Source organism: Flavobacterium sp. WC2409, assembly GCF_041200085.1.
In the GTDB taxonomy this organism is placed as follows: Bacteria; Bacteroidota; Bacteroidia; order Flavobacteriales; family Flavobacteriaceae; genus Flavobacterium.
On the sequence record NZ_CP165625.1, the window covers coordinates 2,609,709 to 2,628,379 of the forward strand.

Sequence of the window (18,671 nt, forward strand, 5' to 3'; positions counted from 1 at the left end):
TAATTAATTTTCAACTTACTTCAAAAGTACTACAAAATGAGACCTGTTTTAAAATTATATCGTGGTTATGCAAATGAGCAAGAGTTAATTGTGATGGGGCATGTTTTCAAGCCTACAAAAAAGAAAGATTATGACTTTCTTTCAAAAAACTTCAAAAACGCAAGCTCGGTAATCAGTATGTTCAGAATAAAAACAATGGCAAATGCCGATGTTTATTTGACCCATAACAATACCAAAATTCACACAAAAACATTAATAGACGGCTATTTTAAATTTTGTATTCCATTAGATCAAAACATTCATTATGGTTGGATTGATTATGAAGTGAGTATTATTCACGAAACGCATACCATTACAAGTAAGGAGAGCTTCATTCGACCATTCAAAGGAAATCTTGGAATTATTTCAGATATTGATGATACTTTTTTAGTTTCTTACACGATTAATCCACTCAAAAAACTATATCACCTTTTATTTAGAAATGTAAATACCAGAAAAATTTTCGCAGATGTAGCCCAGCATTATCAAGCCTTAAGCACTGCTGGAAGAAAAAACAATGAAGAACTAAATGCTTTTTTTTATGTTTCTAGTAGTGAATGGAACTTATATCGTTTCCTAGTGAAATTTACAGACATCCACAAATTACCAAAAGCTGTTTTATTATTAAAAGACATTAAAACAAGTTTGACTAACTTTTTTTGGACTGGACGTGGAGGTCATAATCATAAATTTGACAAAATAAAACATGTTTTAGAATTCTATCCAAATCTAAAATATGTCTTAATTGGTGATGATTCTCAACATGATCCATTTCTTTACGAAGCTATTAGTAAAATTTTCCCTTTAACCGTTAAGGTTATTTACATTCGGCAAACGGGCAAACATAAGAAAACTAAGGTGATTAAAGCCTTAACTAATCTAGAAACCTTAAATATTTCCGTTTGCTATTTTAAAACTAGTACTGAAGCAATTGCTCATTCAAAAAAAATAGGGTTAATTGATTAAAAAATAGTATTCAAATTCATACACTTATAGCCCAGATAGGAATGAAAATCCTTTCCATAAAAAAAATCCTTTTTTACAACTGAGGCAGAGCGACCAAAGGAAGCTCCTGCTACAGCTTTGTAAAAAAAGATTTTTTGTGGAAAGATTGTAATGAATAGCTGGATTGGCTACAAATTATCTATTTCTTCTTGTACGTTTTCCCAGTCAGCTAATAATTTATCTAACTCGGCTTTCTTTTTATTGTAGGCTGTAAAAAACTTAGCATCTTCTATGTGTTTGTCATAATTAGAAGCAAGCATTTTATCATCATTTTGAATGTCTTTTTCCAATTGCTTGATTTGGCTTTCGACTTTACTCAAGCGATTCTGTAACGATTTCCCTTTCTTTTGATCTTCGTATGATGCTTTATTACTTTCTTTAGGTGCTGCAGCTTTTTGAGCATCTTTTTTCTCGACTTCACGCATATTCTCTAAATTGCGTTGCTCCAAGAAATAGTTTATATCACCCAAATATTCCTTTATCTTTTGATCTTTGAACTCATAAACAAGATTTGACATTCCCTGTAAGAAATCTCTATCGTGAGAAACCAAAAGTAAGGTCCCTCCAAATTTTTGTAAGGCAGCCTTTAGCACATTCTTAGATTTAATATCCAGGTGATTCGTAGGCTCATCCATCAGCAAAACATTGATGGGCTGTAATAACAATTTACATAGTGCCAAACGGTTTCTTTCCCCTCCTGAAAGCACCTTTACCTTTTTCTCTACATCATCACCACGAAATAAGAACGAGCCTAACATGTCACGGACCTTCATTCGGTTCGTATCGGCAGCGGCATCTTCCATAGTTTGAAGTAACGTAATTTCTCCGTCTAAGTATTCTGCTTGGTTTTGGGCAAAATAACCCAATTGTACATTGTGTCCTAATTTAATAGTACCATCGTACTCAAATTCGTCAACTATCGCTTTGATAAAAGTTGATTTTCCTTGTCCGTTTTGACCAACAAAAGCAATTTTACTTCCTCTTTCAACTAATAAATTAATATCTTTTAAGATGGTTTTATCACCATAACTTTTGGTTACGTTTTCAGCTTCAACTACTACTCTACCTGGCTCTTTGGAAACTGGAAAAGTGATGTTCATCACCGAATTATCATCTTCATCTACTTCAATACGTTCAATCTTATCTAATTTCTTGATCATAGACTGCGCCATAGAAGCTTTAGAAGCTTTGGCACGGAATTTCTCAATTAATTTTTCTGTTTCTTCAATTTTTTTCGCTTGATTCTTTTGTGTGGCCAATTGTTTCTCGCGAATTTCATGACGCAATTCTAAATATTGAGAATAAGGCTTGTTAAAATCATACGCTTTTCCTAACGAAATTTCGATCGTTCTGTTGGTTACATTATCCAAAAACATTTTATCGTGCGAAACAATAACAACAACTCCAGGGTAATTACGTAAGAAACTCTCTAACCAAATGATACTTTCGATATCCAAGTGATTGGTAGGCTCATCGAGTAACAATACATCATTAGCTTGTAATAATAATTTGGCTAATTCGATACGCATTCTCCAACCTCCAGAAAAAGTTTCTGTTTGATTATTAAAAACTTCTCTTTTAAAACCAAGACCAAGAAGAATTTTCTCCGTATCTCCCACGTAATTATAACCACCCAACAATTCAAAGCGATGCGTATAATCCGATAAATCTTCAATTATTTTTGAATATTCTTCACTTTCATAATCAGTACGAGTGACCAATAAGTGATTAATTTCTTCTAATTTTTTTTCTACAATTTTAATATCTATAAAAGCTTCATATGCTTCTTCTAGAACTGTACGTCCTTGCTCAAAATCAATGTCTTGACGCAAAAAACCCATTCTAACATCTTTTTCTTGAGAAATCACACCTGTGTCAGGAAGAAAATCTCCTGCTAACATTTTTAGCATGGTCGATTTACCTGCACCATTCTTTCCAACAAGACCTACTCGATCTCCAGCTCCAAGACGAAATGTTACTTCTTCAAATAAATAAGTACCTCCGAATGAAACGGATAAATTGTGTATATTAAGCATGTATTATGAGTTTATTCCTTTTTGAATTTGTAAATTTACAACTTCCAGAAAAGGAAAAATTAAATTTTTTGCAAATGTTAAAAAAAGGATCCAAATTATATAGCATTTTAACAGGAACTTGTCCTAAATGTCAGAAAGAGAGCATGTATTTAGATCAAAACGTGCTGCATTTGGGCAATATTTTAAAAATGAATGAAAAATGCAGTCATTGTGGTCTAAAATATCAAATTGAACCCTCCTTCTTTTATGGAGCTATGTACGTTAGTTATGGACTAAATGTAGCTACAGGAATTGCTGCCTTTATAGTTTCCTATTTAATTTTTGGCTCCTCTTTAAAAGTGGCTTTTATAGCTATAATAGCATCTATTATTATATTATTTCCATTTATATTAAGATGGTCAAGAAATATCTATATTAATATGTTTGTTTCTTACGATCCAAATTTTAAAGCTTAATACTTATTGTTTTTTAGGTTTAAACCGATTTATATTAATAACTGTATCTAAAGGTATTCCTTCTTCAATATTTTCAAATAAAGCTTTTGCCATTGCAGGTCCTAGCATTACGCCACGAGTCCCTAGTCCATTAAGAATATGCATTGAATTGTGCTCTGAATGTGTTCCTACCAAAGGTCTTCTATCTTTTACTGTAGGTCGTACACCAGCAAAGTGTTCCACAATTTCAAAATCACAGGTAATAATTTCTTTTATTCTGTCTATTAACTCCTGCTTGCCTTCTTCTGTAGGCAAATCTGTTTTGTCTTTCCAATTATAAGTGGCACCTACTTTAAACAAGTCTCCGCCTAGTGGTAAAATAAAAACACTAGTATTAATTATTACATCTAAGTTTAATTGTGGCGCTTTGATGATAAACAACTCCCCTTTTGTACCATCTAACGGCAAGTGGTTAAAGAAAGGATTTGCATGCATACCAAATCCCTCAGCAAAGATTATATTCTTAGCTTGGATATCTTTATAACTAACACCTTCATTATGGATGACTAAAGAATCATAATCAAAGGATTCGCACAAAAATAAATTATGCTCCATTAGATAAGCTCTATATTTTTCTAATAACAAAGCTGTATCAATATATCCAGTATGAAGTACTTCGCCATAATTATAAGGTGAGTGAATTCCAGAAAATTGGGTTGTAATTATATTTGGAGACAAGAAAGGAGATAAAGCTTCTTTATCCGAAGCTGTAAACCAATTATTTTGTTCTTCTATAGAAAAAAACTTTCTTAGAATTGGCTTTTTAAAATCGAATTGTATTTTAAGTTTCTTTTCAATAACAGAATAAAAGCTTTCCATCAATACTAATTGTTCCTGAGCACACCAAACTTCACTAAATCGTTTTAAAATAACAGGATTGTATAATCCCCCAGCAATTCTAGATGAATTTTGAGAATAATTATCCAGAACCAAAATTGACTTATGATGCTTTAGAGCCATTTCGGAAAATGATATTCCTGCTAATCCAGAACCAACAATTAAATAATCAATCATATTAAAAAATGAATTTTAGAATAAAATACAAAGTACGTGTATTAAAAAATAAAACTAAGTCAGCTATAAATAAAAAACTCTTGCTTTACAGCAAGAGTTCTAATATTAACTAATAAATGAAATTAGTAATTCCACATATCAGATTCGAAATCACGTATCTTTTCTTTAACTCTTTCCGATTCCAACAATTGATTTTGAGCGTTATCTTTCATGTATTCAGCAATAGATCTATCACCATATACATTTTCTTCTTTATAGATAACACTATTAAAACGCCTTGAATTTAAAATTTGATCAAAAGAAATAGGCATGGCAGAATTCACGTCGTTAAATGCTTTTGCTTCATGCAAAACCTCTCTAGCCGACGGAAAAAAGATCCAAAATAATTCAATATAATCTTTTTCATCATTATTCATAGTGTAAACATCAGGAGTCACAGGACAAATACCTAAAAGACGATATTTTAATTCACTTTGACGTTTATCAAAATACCAATATCCTTTAATCTTGTATTGTGTTACATCTTGAGCTGTTAAATCAGATCTCAAAATATACTCAGGAGAAACCTGTGATCCAGCATTTATTTGCTCCCTACCAGCATCCGTAGTATCAACTCTTGTTAAAGAAGATTGAATGTCTTTAAAAGATTTCTTAGTATTAAAATAACTATCAGAATAGACGTCACTAATTGCACCGCTTCTAATTGCTTTTGTCAAAACATCATATAAAGAACGTCTATCAGAACCAATGTTAGCAGTATCAATAGGAAAGTATAAAGCGAAATTAATTTTTTCACTTAAATCAATAATTTCCCAAGTAGTCTTACCCATCAACACATCTCTATCATGAACATAACCATAAGCTAAAGGCTTATCATTATCAGAAATAAGTTGTGCAGCAGTTTTAAGACCTATTTCAGAAGGTGTTTTTGCATTTAGCAAATTAGATTGCGCAAAAGATGAAACACTTCCAGTAACGGAAATAATAACTAATAAAAATTTTCTCACATTCATCATGTTTTCATTATAAGATATTGAAGATGCCAATAAGGCAACCTACTTATTATTGTATTTCAAAAATAACCGGAGCAGTTCTAGGTAATAAATAACTACCAGCACCTACTAATTTTGTTTTAATTTCAGAAATGGTAACTTGATCTCCTCTTCCCGCTTTAGAAAGTACAGCTTTACATTGAGAATTTAACTTATCTCCTTGTACAACTACTGTTGGCTGTCCAGTAACTTTTAAATTGAACCCTACAACATTTAATCCCACTTCAAAATCAAAATCTTCTAATTTAGCACCTATCGTTGCAATCTCAAGATTAGATTTAGGCCCTTTTACAACACCCGTTTCTCCTCTAATTGTTCCTGTTGGTCCTGGAATTCCTTTAATTCTAAATGTCTTTTTATCTGAAACTTTAGAACCATCAGGTAACGTACCTGTAACATTAATCACTACTTCATTCCCAGATGTAGGACTCATGCTAAATTTACCACCACCTGCAGAGCTTAATCCTGGAGCTGAAGCTGAAATTTTATCAGCAGAGATTCCAGCAAATGAAATAGTCATTGGATTAACAACACCTCTGTACACTACATTCATTTTATCCGCTGAAATGGTAGCCGATTTAGGTCTTGCAACAACCACATATTTGTCTTTAATTGCTAAACTTACTGTCTTCCCTCCCTCATCAAAATTAAACGAACCATTTATAGGATGTTCACCAATATTACCTGCTCCAAAAGAAAATTTAGCTTGACCAGCCATCGCTTGAATATTTGAACCATTCAATATCACTGATTTGGCCTGTAATGATGGATCAAATTTTCCTAATATAATTTTACCTGAAACTGCTTCACCTTGAAAGAATACTGATTTATCAAGAACTACAATTGGTTGATAAGCTGTAAGTGATGCAGCAGCAACCAAATCAGATTGAAACATTCCACTCATAATATCACTTTCTGTAGCCTTAATGTCAGCTTGCAATTGAGATATTTTAGTAATTGTAGCAATCAAAGGAAAACCTTTGTAGTTATAATCAATCCAATCTAAATTAGCACCAGCTTTTTCTGAATACACTGGTTTTGTAGCAAATCTAGCTTCTATTTTTGTCATTTCAGACTCTGCAATAGAACTACCTCCAATTTGCTTAATCTGAGCTGGATAATTATTAATTTTATCTAAAAATTCTTTACCTTGTTTAGAGACTTTATCTCCAGTAAAAAACATGCGATCTATTAAATCTCCTTTATCCATTTGCTCATAAGGCAAATTACCTTTAGCGTCTCTTTCAAAATTTTTAGTAACAGATGCCTTTATGTTTTCTAAATAATCATTAAATTCTTTAGACAAAGCTCTTATTTTTTCAACTTTGATCTTTTTATCTCCAAATTGACCCGGCTGATCAACCGCTTTTTGCGCCAATTGTGCAAATGAGCCTTCATTTCTTTGATCTGTAATTGCATTTGATTCTACAATTTTAACATTTAAAATCCCAAAAGCAGATAAAACTTCTTTTGACATATTTAAAGCCAGCATTGCAATAAAAATTAAGTACATCAGATTTATCATCTTCTGTCTAGGGGTAAGTTTTCCTCCTGCCATATTTTCTACTAATTAGTTAGTTGTTTTTTTATAGTTCGAAACTAATTATCCCTTGTTATTCATTGCAGAAAGCATTCCACCATAAACATTGTTCAATGACGACAAATTTGTAGTCAATGACTGCATTTGCTCTTTTAATTTCAAGTTATTTTCGACAACTTCTTCATTAATTTGGGCATTTCTTGACGCACTTTGCAATTGTATTTTATATAAACTATTTAAAGATTCCATTTGAGCAGCAGCAAGAGTCAATTCTTCACTGTATTTCTTAGTTGATGCCATTGATTCAGCAGTTGGAGCAATACTTTTTGCAGCTGATTCGAAATTTTTAATGCTATTTCCTAAACTTGACATCAATTCCCCGTCAATTTTTGCATCTTTCAACATGGCATCTAATTTTTGAGAAAGTAAACCTTGAGCTTCAGCAACTGGAGCCTCTACTTTAGGTGCTTTCTTTTTTGCCTCACCATTTGCCAATTCTGGATATACTAAAGTCCAGTCTAATTCATTATCAACAGGTTCAAAAGCCGAAAGAGCAAAAATCCCAGCTTCAACCAACAATCCAATCGTTAACATTAAATTACCAGTTATAGGACCAAATTCTATGTGTGTTATTTTGAATAATGCTCCTACGATTACAACTGCAGCACCCATTCCATAACAGAAATTCATTGCTTTTTTGCTTAATATTGCCATAATTTAATTTTTTTTTAGGTAGTTAGTAGATTTGGTTTTTGTTTTTATTTATCTTTTAATTTTCTTACCGTTTCCGGTTGTTTCTAATCCCATGTAATCTTGAACAGTTCTGAATCCAATAAAACTTCTTGCAGAATCAGCATATTCAAAATCTCTAGTACTTACTTGTAGGAAATAAGCAACGTCTTTCCATGATCCTCCACGAACTACTTTACGTTTGTTTGAGCCATCCTGAACATTTGGGTTCATTGAAGAAACATATTCATAAGCATTTGGGTCATATGATGAATCAGTCCATTCCGAAACGTTTCCAGCCATGTTATACAAATTATAACCATTTGGCTCGTAAGATTTAGCTTCTACAGTATACAATGCCTGGTCAGCTGCATAATCCCCTCTATTTGGTTTAAAATTAGCAAGAAAACAACCTCTATCATTTTTAGTGTAAGGACCTCCCCAAGGGTAAGTACCTGACTCTAAACCACCTCTAGCTGAATATTCCCATTCTGCTTCCGTAGGCAATCTGAATGAATTGATTAAGTCGTGTCCTTTTTTCTTTGATTTGATATATGTATTTTTATTAAGTGTTCTCCAAGCACAAAAAGCTTTTGCTTGTGTCCATTTCACACCTACAACAGGATAATCTCCATATGCTTTATGCCAGAAATAATCATTATGCATTGGTTCATTGTAAGAATACGAAAAATCTTTAATCCAAACTGTTGTATCTGGATATACTTTTACTTCTTCTGTTTTAATAAAATCTTTTCTTTTTCCAACTTTAGCTTTAGCTGCGGCCTGAATATCCATCCAAGAGTAACGGAATTTAAGCTTATCTACATCAATAGTCCTTAAACCATTATAAGAAGCCGCTAAGGGCAAATACATCGAGTCCATTACTTCAACGTAATATTCGTCAGGATATAACTTAGTATCTTTAATTAATTTTACTTTTCTATTTAATCTTCTACCAGCATAAGGATCGTCGTCCGTACCTATACTGTAATAGTTATCGTACATATACTTATCATACGCAGTCATTTTTTCCGGATCAGAATCATTAAAAGCAAAATCACCTATACTTCCAGCATTTTTACCTTTTCCTTTTCCATCACCTGCTTTAATACCACTTTCATCTGCAAGAATAGCTAATCTTACTCTCATTGTAGAATCTTTTACCCATTCTACAAACTGACGGTATTCGCTATTGGTAATTTCAGTTTCATCCATATAAAAGGAACGAACAGTAACCGTTTTTGTTGGAGCATCTTGAATTGCAGCTACATCATCATCAGATTTACCCATTATAAATGCACCTCCAGGAACCAAAGTCATTCCATAAGGTTTTTCTGGATGCCATTTCCCTCCATTAATCCCTACCAATTCACCTTTGTCGCCTGATTTACCACAGCTTATTAATAGCGCCAAAATTGCCATAAATGCAATGAACTTCTTCATATAAATTCGGGTTAATTATTCATTATTATTTAAGTGTGTAAACCTATTTATTATTTTTTTAAAAAACAATTATTTTACACTAAACAACATTATTTTTTACAATAAAAATTCAGTAAGCTTAAAAACAATTTTTAAATACTGTTTTTACGCTGTGCCTTCCACCATCTTTCAGGTAATTCCTGATTACATGCCCCTATATATTCATCATAAGAACATGGTAATAACGTATTTCTTTTCAATTTATTATTCCCATTTGAAATAAATGGAATTTCAATCCACCATCTATCCGTCTTATCACTTTTATAAAAAACTAAAACTTCTTCTTCAGATGGAACTATATATTTTATATAATTTTCTCTACTTCCAAAAGGATATTCATTAGAACGATAATGAAACCCTTCAATAAAATACCAAATAATTTGTGCAACTAATACTGATTCCTGTACAGAATTATTATGATTAAATATCCCAAACATGGATACTTTATCACTTATACCAGCATACCTTGACAAGGAACAAATCTCTTTTCCATTAAAACCATTAGGCGTAAATATACTGAAATTTCCTGAATCTGAGGACTTTACAGAATTCAAATCAAGACTAACGATGTCAGCATCCCTAAAAACGGGTTCAGCCAAAGCTATATTATTAGAAATTTCACCCAAGCGATATCCATCAAAAAATAGCTTTTCAACTAAATCTATCTCTTCTTGAGAATTATAATAGGTTTGATATCCTATATTACAATAATTAAAGAGATTATTAGGTTCGTCAATTATTATCTTGGTCAAATAAGAATTTGAAGATGTTTCTTCATTTTCTTTTCCAAAATCAAATTTACTATCTATAGAAACTAGGTTAACCATTTGTTCTAATTCGTCATATGCTCTATATAAGGCATAGGTCAAATCTTGAGAACCTCCGATAATGATTGGAATAATTTTATTTTTAATCAAATTAGAAACTACTTTACGTAAAGCAAAATAAGTATCGGTAATCGTATCTCCGGCAAGAATATCTCCTAAATCCGCAATTGAAGCGTCCCAATTTCCCGGAAACATACTGTACAATTCTTTTCGAATAGCCATTATATCCACTTCCGAAAATGCAGTATCGCTTCCGCGATTTTCCAAAACTCCAATCACGGCGATATTAATTTTATTTAAATCTGGAAATTGATCTTTAGTATGAAAAACAATTTTACTTCCCAATTGCTGAGAAGATAACTTTTCCAAAAAATCACTATCAATGGGTTTTAAAAAATCAAATTCCATTTTATTTCTTTTTTACTACAGGTTTCTTAACGGTAACTTTTTTCGCTACTGCCTTTTTAGCTGGAGCTTTTTTAGCTGCTACCTTTTTCGCTGGTGTTTTCTTAGCAATCATCTCTTGAACTTCTTCCAAAGTTAATTTAGTAGCATCTACGTCCTTACTCAGTTCAATTTTAATTTTTCCTTTAGTAATAACGGAACGACCCCAACGTGCTTTTTCAACTAAAATCCCTTCTTCAACCCAGTTGTGCAATACCTTGTCGATATTTTTCTGTAATTTATCTTCAATCAATGCTTCTATGTCCGATTGCGATAAATTATCAAAATTATATTTTTTACTTACATTAATAAATAAGCCATTCCATTTTATAAAAGGACCAAAACGGCCAGTTCCTTTTTGAACTCCTTCTCCTTTATAAACAGCTATTGGAGCGTCAGCAATTGCTTTTTCGTCAATTAACTCTTGCGCTCTTTTAAAATCAACGTCAAGTGGATTCTCTCCTTTTGGCAAAGATACAAATGCAGCACCATGACGAATATAGGGACCAAAACGACCATTACTCACTTCGACCTCTTCTCCTTTGTATTCTCCTAAATTTTTAGGAAGCAAAAATAAATTCAGTGCTTCTTCCAAATTTATATTTCCTATATTTTGGTCTGCCATCAAACTAGCAAACTTTTTCTCTTCATCATCTGCAGCTCCAATTTGAGCCATAGGTCCAAACTTTCCTAAACGAACAGAAACTGGTTTTCCACTTTTTGGATCTGTTCCTAAAATTCGCTCTCCACTTTCTCTTTCAGCATTTGCCTCTACATCTTTAACTATTGGATGAAATTGATCGTAGAATTCTTTCATCATTACCGCCCAATCCACATTTCCCTCCGCAATTTCATCAAAATCTTGCTCTACTTTGGCGGTAAAGTTGTAATCTAATATGTTTCCAAAATTCTTAACCAAGAAATCAGTAACAATAGTTCCAATATCTGTTGGCACTAATTTTCCCTTATCTGAACCGGTATTTTCTTTAAGTAACTTCTCTCCTACTTTATTTGATTGCAAAGTAAGTTGAGTATAATTACGCTCCTGACCGTCAAGATTTCCTTTCTCTACATAGTTTCTATTTATAATTGTAGAAATAGTTGGAGCATAAGTAGATGGGCGCCCAATCCCTAGTTCTTCTAATTTTTTTACTAAAGAAGCTTCAGTATAACGAGCTGGTGGTCTTGAATATCTTTCTGTAGCAGTGATGTAGTTATTTAATAACTTTTCATTGACTTTCATTGCAGGAAGCATTCCTTCTTGCTCCTCTTCATCGTCATCATGACCTTCAAGATATACTTTTAAAAACCCTTCAAATAGCAATACTTCACCAGAAGCTGTAAACAACTCTCCGTGATTATTAGCTTCAATTTTTACGTTTGTTCTTTCCAGTTGCGCATCACTCATTTGGGAAGCCAATGTTCTTTTCCAAATTAAGTCATACAATCGAGCTTGGTCTCTGTCAATATTTACAGTGTGTCTTGACATATCCGTAGGACGAATCGCCTCATGCGCTTCTTGAGCTCCTTTACTTTTATTGACAAAAGTACGAGGCTTAGAAAACTCCTTACCATAAGATTTAATAATTTCAGCTTGAGCCGCATCCATAGCATCCTTTGACAAGTTAACACTATCGGTTCTCATATAAGTGATAAGTCCAGCTTCGTATAAACGTTGTGCTAATTGCATAGTAATTCCAACTGGCAAGTACAACTTGCGCGCCGCTTCTTGTTGTAAAGTTGAAGTTGTAAACGGACCTGTTGGTGATTTTTTTGTCGGTTTCGTTTCTAAATCTGAAACCTTATAAGTAGAACCTACATTTTTATTTAAAAAATCTTCGGCTTCTTTTTTAGTATTGAAATTCTTAGGCAGCTTTGCTTTGAATGACTTTCCTGCTTCGTTAGTAAATTCTGCAACAACAGAATAAGTTGCAATTGAATTGTAATTTTGAATTTCTCTTTCACGCTCCACAATTAAACGAACGGATACTGATTGTACACGACCTGCTGAAAGTCCGCCTTTTATTTTTCTCCAAAGAACAGGAGATAATTCATAACCTACCAATCGATCTAAAACGCGACGTGCTTGCTGCGCATTCACTAAATTATAATCAATCTCGCGAGGATTATCAATTGCTTTTAAAATGGCATTTTTAGTAATCTCATGAAAAACAATACGCTTTGTTTTTTTTGCATCTAATTTTAATTCTTCCGATAAATGCCAAGAAATAGCTTCCCCCTCTCGATCCTCATCACTTGCTAACCAAACCATTTCGGCTTTTTTAGCCAATCCTTTTAGCTTGGTTACTAATGCTTTTTTATCAGCCGAAACTTCATATTTAGGTTTAAAACCATTCTCTACATCTACACCAATTTCCTTTGAAGGCAAGTCGGCAATATGCCCATAACTTGACTCTACTTGGAAATCACTTCCTAAAAATTTCTCGATTGTTTTTGCCTTTGCAGGTGACTCAACTATTACTAAATTCTTTGCCATTGCTCTATTTTTCTAGGACAAAAGTAGAAGTTTTTTTTAAATATTGGGCTTTTGAAAATTTTTAAAATATTTTTCATCCAAAAACTAATCCCTAAAACGGTAACTAATAACAATCATTAAAACCAATAAAATCAATTCTTTTACAACTAATACGTATACATTAATGAATAAGAATCATCCTTTTCCAGCAACGACAACATCAATACCAAATTCTTCTAGTTTTACTTTTGTTTCGTTATCAATACCACTATCCGTAATCAAAACGTCAATTTTATTTAAATTACAAATTTTACCAAACCCCCTAATATTCATTTTTGTAGAATCTGCTAACACGATAACCTTCTCAGCCACGTCAATCATCGCTTTATTAAGATGTGCCTCAAGAGCATTTGACGTACTCAAACCAAATTCTAAATGAAGACCATCCGTTCCTAGAAACAACTTATTACAAGAAAACTGACCTAAAGTGGCTTCTGCAATAGGCCCAACTGCCGAAGTCGAACTATTTCGAATATCTCCACCTAATTGAATTGTATCAATACTTGTATCTTTACAAAGCTCTAACGAAACCTTTAACGATGGCGTAAGGACTGTTAATTTATGAAAACCTTTAATAATACGTGATAAATAATGAATATTGGAACCCGACCCTAATATAATATAATCATTATTACTAATATACTTCAAGGCTTCTTCTGCAATTTGTTTTTTTTGCTCTACCTGCAACGTTTCCTTATCACTTACATCCCTTTCAAAAGCATAAATAGGCTGTTTACTAGCTCCTCCATGCGTACGATGCAAAAGTTTTTCGTTTTCCAAAAAATTTAAATCCTTTCGTATGGTTACGGTTGAAACATTATGTGTTTCACATAAATCAACCACATTCACATATCCTTTTTGATCTAATTCTTTAAGTATATCTTCTTGCCTTCTATTGATTATAGTCATAATATCTCTCCTGTTGCTTAATTTTGGTTATTTTTAAAGGTACAAAAATAAAATATATAAATAAATTTCATTTAAATAATTTTACCTTCATTTAATTTCATTATGTTTGTTATTCGAAAGTAATCGAAGCTACAAAACAACAAATATAACACACAATGAAACTATCCGAACAATTAACAAAACTAAAACAAACACCAGAATGGGATGTAATCATCATTGGTGGAGGGGCCAGCGGACTAGGAACTGCACTTGATGCTGCTAGCAGAGGGTACAAAACGATTTTAGTTGAAGCAGTAGATTTCGCAAAAGGCACCTCAAGTAGAAGTACTAAACTAGTTCACGGTGGTGTACGTTATCTTGAGCAAGGTGATATCTCTCTTGTAAGAGAAGCTCTTAAAGAAAGAGGTTTAATGGCCCAAAATGCTGGTCATCTTGTTAAAAACCAATCTTTCGTTATACCCAACTATAATTGGTGGGGCGGTTATTTTTACACTATAGGACTTACCATTTACGACATGTTAGCTGGTAAATTAAGCTTAGGCAAATCTAAATATATTTCAAAGAAAAGAACAATTGAGTTACTTCCCACAGTTGAACAAAAAGGATTAGTTAGTGGTGTTATCTATCAAGACGGTCAATTTGACGATTCACGTTTAGCCATCAATATTGGTCAGACCGCCGTGGAAAAAGGAGCCTGCCTTTTAAACTACACCAAAGTAGTTAACTTATTAAAGGACAGTAAAAACCAAGTTACTGGTGTGCAAGTAAAAAACCAAGAAACTGGAGAGGTATTTGAGTTAAAAGGAAAAGCGATCATAAACGCAACTGGAGTTTTTACTAATGCAATAATGAAACTAAACGATACTGTTTATAGAAAATACATTGTTCCAAGTCAAGGCATCCATCTTGTCTTTGACATATCGTTCCTACCTAGTGACTACGCATTGATGATTCCTAAAACAAGTGATGGACGTGTTTTATTTGCAGTGCCCTGGCATGATAAAATTGTAGTTGGAACAACTGATACACTAATCAAGAGTCACAGTTTAGAACCTATAGCATTAGAAAAAGAAATTGAATTCGTATTAGAGACAGCACAGCGATTCTTAGCAAAAAAGCCCACACGCGCAGATGTACTGTCCGTTTTTGCTGGATTAAGACCACTTGCAGCTCCAGAAAAAGAAGGAAAAAGCACGAAAGAAGTTTCACGAAGTCACAAAATAATTGTTTCTGAAACTGGATTAATCACTATCACAGGCGGAAAATGGACCACTTATAGAAAAATTGCTGAGGATATTATTGACAAAGCGATAACTGTAAGACATCTACCTAAAAAAGAATGTCAAACAGAACACATATCCATTCATGGAAATATTAAAACAAACACTGTTGATCGCGAAAACCACCTATACATATACGGAACTGATGCTCCTAAAATACTAGAATTACAAAATGAAGAACCCGAATTAAAACAAAAACTCCATCCAAATTATGATTATACCATGGCAGAAGTTGCATGGGCAATTCGCTATGAAATGGCAAGAACAGTTGACGATGTGCTTTCAAGAAGAGTACGCCTCTTATTTTTAGATGCTCGTGCAGCTATTGCCGTTTCAAAAAAAGTAGCTCAATTGATCGCTAAAGAACTTGGACACGATGAAGATTGGACAGAAAAACAAATAACCGAATTTAAGACTTTAGCCAACGGATTCCTTTTATCGGAATTTAAAATAAATTAATCTTTAACTATAAATGCCAACCATGCAAAATAAATTAATCCTTGCCCTCGACCAAGGGACAACATCATCAAGAGCAATCATCTTTAACCATAGTGGAGAAATAGTAAACATATCTCAAAAGTCATTTGAGCAAATATTCCCTAAACCAGGATGGGTTGAACACGATCCAAACGAAATTTGGTCTTCCCAAATTAGTGTTGCTGCCGAAGTCATTGCAAAAACAGGAATAAACGGAAAACAAATTGCTGCAATTGGCATTACAAATCAAAGAGAAACTACAATTGTCTGGGACAGAGAAACTAGCGAGCCTATTTACAACGCAATTGTTTGGCAAGATCGAAGAACCGCAAAGTATTGTGATGAGTTAAAAGCAAAAGGACACGCAGAAATGATCCAGAAAAAGACCGGTTTAGTTTTAGATGCTTATTTTTCTGGGACAAAGGTAAAATGGATTTTAGACAATGTTCCTGGAGCGCGTGAAAAAGCGGAACAAGGAAAACTATGTTTTGGAACTGTAGACACATGGCTAATCTGGAAACTTACTCGTGGAGCCATGTTCATGACAGATGTTTCTAATGCCAGTCGAACTTTATTATTAAACATCCACACACTAGAATGGGACACTGAACTACTTGAGTTATTTGACATTCCAAGAGCAATGCTTCCCGAAGTAAAAGAAAGTAGCGAAATATACGGAGAAACTTGCACCACATTATTCGCAACAAAAATCCCTATTGCAGGGGTTGCTGGAGACCAACAAGCAGCACTTTTTGGTCAATTATGCACAAAGCCTGGTATGGTTAAAAACACATACGGAACGGGTTGTTTCATGTTAATGAATACTGGAGAAAAACCTGTTTATTCCAAAAATAATTTACTAACTACCATCGCTTGGAAAATCAACGGAAAAACAACGTACGCATTAGAAGGAAGTGTTTTTGTAGGAGGTGCAGCCGTACAATGGCTGCGAGATGGAGCTAAAATAATTGAATCAGCAGAAGAAATCGAAGCTTTAGCATCACAAGTTCCAGATAATGGTGGCGTTTATTTCGTGCCAGCATTAACAGGTCTTGGCGCTCCATATTGGGATCAGTATGCAAGAGGCGCAATTGTAGGAATAACAAGAGGAACAACAAATGCACATATTGCCCGCGCTACTCTTGAAGGAATCGCCTACCAAGTATACGATTTAGTCAAAGCTATGGAAGCTGATTTTGGTAAAAAAGGAACCGAATTAAGGGTGGACGGAGGAGCTGCAGCAAATAATTTAATGATGCAATTCCAATCTGATTTATTTAATTTTAAAGTAATTAGACCAAAAACACTAGAAACAACTGCTTTAGGAGCAGCATACTTAGCTGGACTAGCAATTGGATATTGGAAAAGTGTGGACGATTTACAACAACAATGGTCAATTGACCGTGAATTTACCCCGGAAATGCCAAGAAATGAAGTCGAGATATTAGTACATAAGTGGGACAGAGCTGTTGGACGAGCTTCAAACTGGATCGAAGATTAATTGTAACCAAAAAAAAACACCAAAAGATGACACCATTTATAGCAGAAATTATTGGCACTATGCTAATGATTTTATTAGGCAACGGAGTAGTTGCAAACGTAGTTCTTAAAGGAACAAAAGGAAACAATTCAGGTTGGATTGTAATTACTACAGCATGGGCTTTTGCTGTTTTTGTAGGTGTCGCTGTGGCTGGCCCAGTAAGTGGAGCGCATCTAAATCCTGTTGTAACACTTGGACTAGCAATTATTGGTAAATTTGCCTGGAGTCAAGTAGCGACCTATATTATCGCTCAAATGATTGGAGCTATGCTAGGCGCTTTCTTAGTTTGGCTATCACATAAAGATCATTTCGCCGCTACTGAAGATGAAGCCGCAAAATTAGCTTGTTTTAGTACAGGTCCAGCTATACGAAACTATTCATCTAACTTAATAAGCGAAATCATAGGAACCTTTGTACTTATTTTTGTGATTTTTTATCTCGCAGGTCCTAATGTAAGTATTGCAGTAGCCGCTGATGCTAAAATTGGATTAGGTTCAATAGGTGCTCTACCTGTAGCAATTCTTGTATGGGCAATTGGATTAAGCCTAGGTGGCACAACGGGATACGCTATTAACCCAGCTCGAGACCTAGGCCCTAGAATTGTACATTCAATACTTCTAAAAGGAAACAGCGACTGGAGTTATGCCTGGGTTCCTATTATAGGCCCAATCGTAGGTTCAAGCTTGGCTGCATTATTATATTTATTGCTCATATAACCCTAACTTAAATAATAATAATAACCTCTGTAATTTCACTTACAGAGGCAACTTGACTTGTAAAAAAACACACTATCGTTTCTGATAAAATTCCCTTAAACGAATTTAACTTTACACACTACTTTAAAGCGGCTTAAATAATCACAAATAACAACTGCAATGATCATAGTAGTAGAAACTCCATCTTTTTAGAATTGAGTTATCGCCTTTACCCGCTTTTAAGGATTGAAAAATAAATTTAAATACACAGACAGTACTGCTTTTCCTATTAATGAGATAAACATCTATTTGTCAAAAAATTGAAAGTAATTTTGATTTCGTATATATGGGTATAAAAGACATAAAAATATTTAATTTTTCAATTACAAACTAATTATTTCCACAAGATCAATGTGGAATCCTTACAATAAAATAACGCCCTATCCTCAGTCTAGATAGCTGGGAAAAACCTACAAAAAAACTTCCGATTTTGGTGCCTTAAAAGCGACCGAAAGTAGCGCTTTATAATACTTGTAATCCTTATTTTTTTATAAAACCTCGAAACAAAAAGT

At 33.6% G+C, this 18,671-nt stretch carries 14 protein-coding genes; 5 read left to right on the forward strand and 9 right to left on the reverse strand.

What is annotated here, in order from left to right:
* Positions 1-36 precede the first annotated feature (36 nt).
* Positions 37-1,005, forward strand: coding sequence for an App1 family protein (locus AB3G34_RS11245; RefSeq protein WP_367771874.1), 969 nt, complete (start codon positions 37-39; stop codon positions 1,003-1,005).
* Positions 1,006-1,172: 167 nt separating this feature from the next.
* Here AB3G34_RS11245 and AB3G34_RS11250 read toward each other — a convergent pair whose 3' ends face one another.
* Complete coding sequence (locus tag AB3G34_RS11250) at positions 1,173-3,080, reverse strand: ABC-F family ATP-binding cassette domain-containing protein (protein ID WP_367754991.1); 1,908 nt, start codon at positions 3,078-3,080, stop codon at positions 1,173-1,175.
* A 74-nt stretch (positions 3,081-3,154) separates the two neighbouring features.
* Between AB3G34_RS11250 and AB3G34_RS11255 the strand changes: the two genes are divergently transcribed.
* Complete coding sequence (locus AB3G34_RS11255) at positions 3,155-3,535, forward strand: DUF983 domain-containing protein (RefSeq protein WP_367754993.1); 381 nt, start codon at positions 3,155-3,157, stop codon at positions 3,533-3,535.
* Positions 3,536-3,538: 3 nt separating this feature from the next.
* Here AB3G34_RS11255 and AB3G34_RS11260 read toward each other — a convergent pair whose 3' ends face one another.
* From AB3G34_RS11260 to AB3G34_RS11295, 8 genes are all read right to left on the reverse strand, one after another.
* Positions 3,539-4,588, reverse strand: coding sequence for an NAD(P)/FAD-dependent oxidoreductase (locus AB3G34_RS11260; RefSeq protein ID WP_367771876.1), 1,050 nt, complete (start codon positions 4,586-4,588; stop codon positions 3,539-3,541).
* A gap of 122 nt (positions 4,589-4,710) precedes the next feature.
* Complete coding sequence (gldN, locus tag AB3G34_RS11265) at positions 4,711-5,601, reverse strand: gliding motility protein GldN (RefSeq protein ID WP_367774182.1); 891 nt, start codon at positions 5,599-5,601, stop codon at positions 4,711-4,713.
* Positions 5,602-5,650: 49 nt separating this feature from the next.
* A complete protein-coding gene (gene gldM / locus AB3G34_RS11270) occupies positions 5,651-7,198 on the reverse strand; it encodes a gliding motility protein GldM (protein WP_369752494.1) in 1,548 nt (515 codons plus the stop codon).
* A gap of 45 nt (positions 7,199-7,243) precedes the next feature.
* Positions 7,244-7,894: a gliding motility protein GldL gene (gldL, locus tag AB3G34_RS11275; RefSeq protein WP_367754999.1), complete on the reverse strand. Its 651-nt coding sequence runs from the start codon at positions 7,892-7,894 to the stop codon at positions 7,244-7,246.
* Between the two features lie 48 nt (positions 7,895-7,942).
* Positions 7,943-9,352, reverse strand: a complete 1,410-nt coding sequence (gene gldK / locus AB3G34_RS11280) for a gliding motility lipoprotein GldK (RefSeq protein ID WP_367755001.1) — start codon at positions 9,350-9,352, stop codon at positions 7,943-7,945.
* Between the two features lie 131 nt (positions 9,353-9,483).
* Positions 9,484-10,626, reverse strand: a complete 1,143-nt coding sequence (locus tag AB3G34_RS11285; protein WP_369752495.1) for a formimidoylglutamase — start codon at positions 10,624-10,626, stop codon at positions 9,484-9,486.
* Position 10,627: 1 nt separating this feature from the next.
* Positions 10,628-13,159 carry a type I DNA topoisomerase gene (gene topA, locus AB3G34_RS11290; RefSeq protein ID WP_369752496.1) on the reverse strand — a complete coding sequence of 844 codons (2,532 nt, stop codon included), beginning with the start codon at positions 13,157-13,159 and terminating at the stop codon, positions 10,628-10,630.
* Positions 13,160-13,333: 174 nt separating this feature from the next.
* A complete protein-coding gene (locus AB3G34_RS11295) occupies positions 13,334-14,107 on the reverse strand; it encodes a DeoR/GlpR family DNA-binding transcription regulator (RefSeq protein ID WP_367771884.1) in 774 nt (257 codons plus the stop codon).
* A 155-nt stretch (positions 14,108-14,262) separates the two neighbouring features.
* On the opposite strand from AB3G34_RS11295, the gene AB3G34_RS11300 reads away from it, so the two are divergent.
* Genes AB3G34_RS11300 through AB3G34_RS11310 form a run of 3 tightly spaced genes read left to right on the forward strand, consistent with a single transcriptional unit; the run spans position 14,263 to position 18,120 of the window.
* A complete protein-coding gene (locus AB3G34_RS11300) occupies positions 14,263-15,846 on the forward strand; it encodes an FAD-dependent oxidoreductase (RefSeq protein ID WP_367771886.1) in 1,584 nt (527 codons plus the stop codon).
* Positions 15,847-15,868: 22 nt separating this feature from the next.
* Positions 15,869-17,365: a glycerol kinase GlpK gene (gene glpK, locus AB3G34_RS11305; RefSeq protein ID WP_367771888.1), complete on the forward strand. Its 1,497-nt coding sequence runs from the start codon at positions 15,869-15,871 to the stop codon at positions 17,363-17,365.
* A 26-nt stretch (positions 17,366-17,391) separates the two neighbouring features.
* A complete protein-coding gene (locus AB3G34_RS11310) occupies positions 17,392-18,120 on the forward strand; it encodes an MIP/aquaporin family protein (RefSeq protein WP_367771890.1) in 729 nt (242 codons plus the stop codon).
* Positions 18,121-18,671 lie beyond the last annotated feature (551 nt).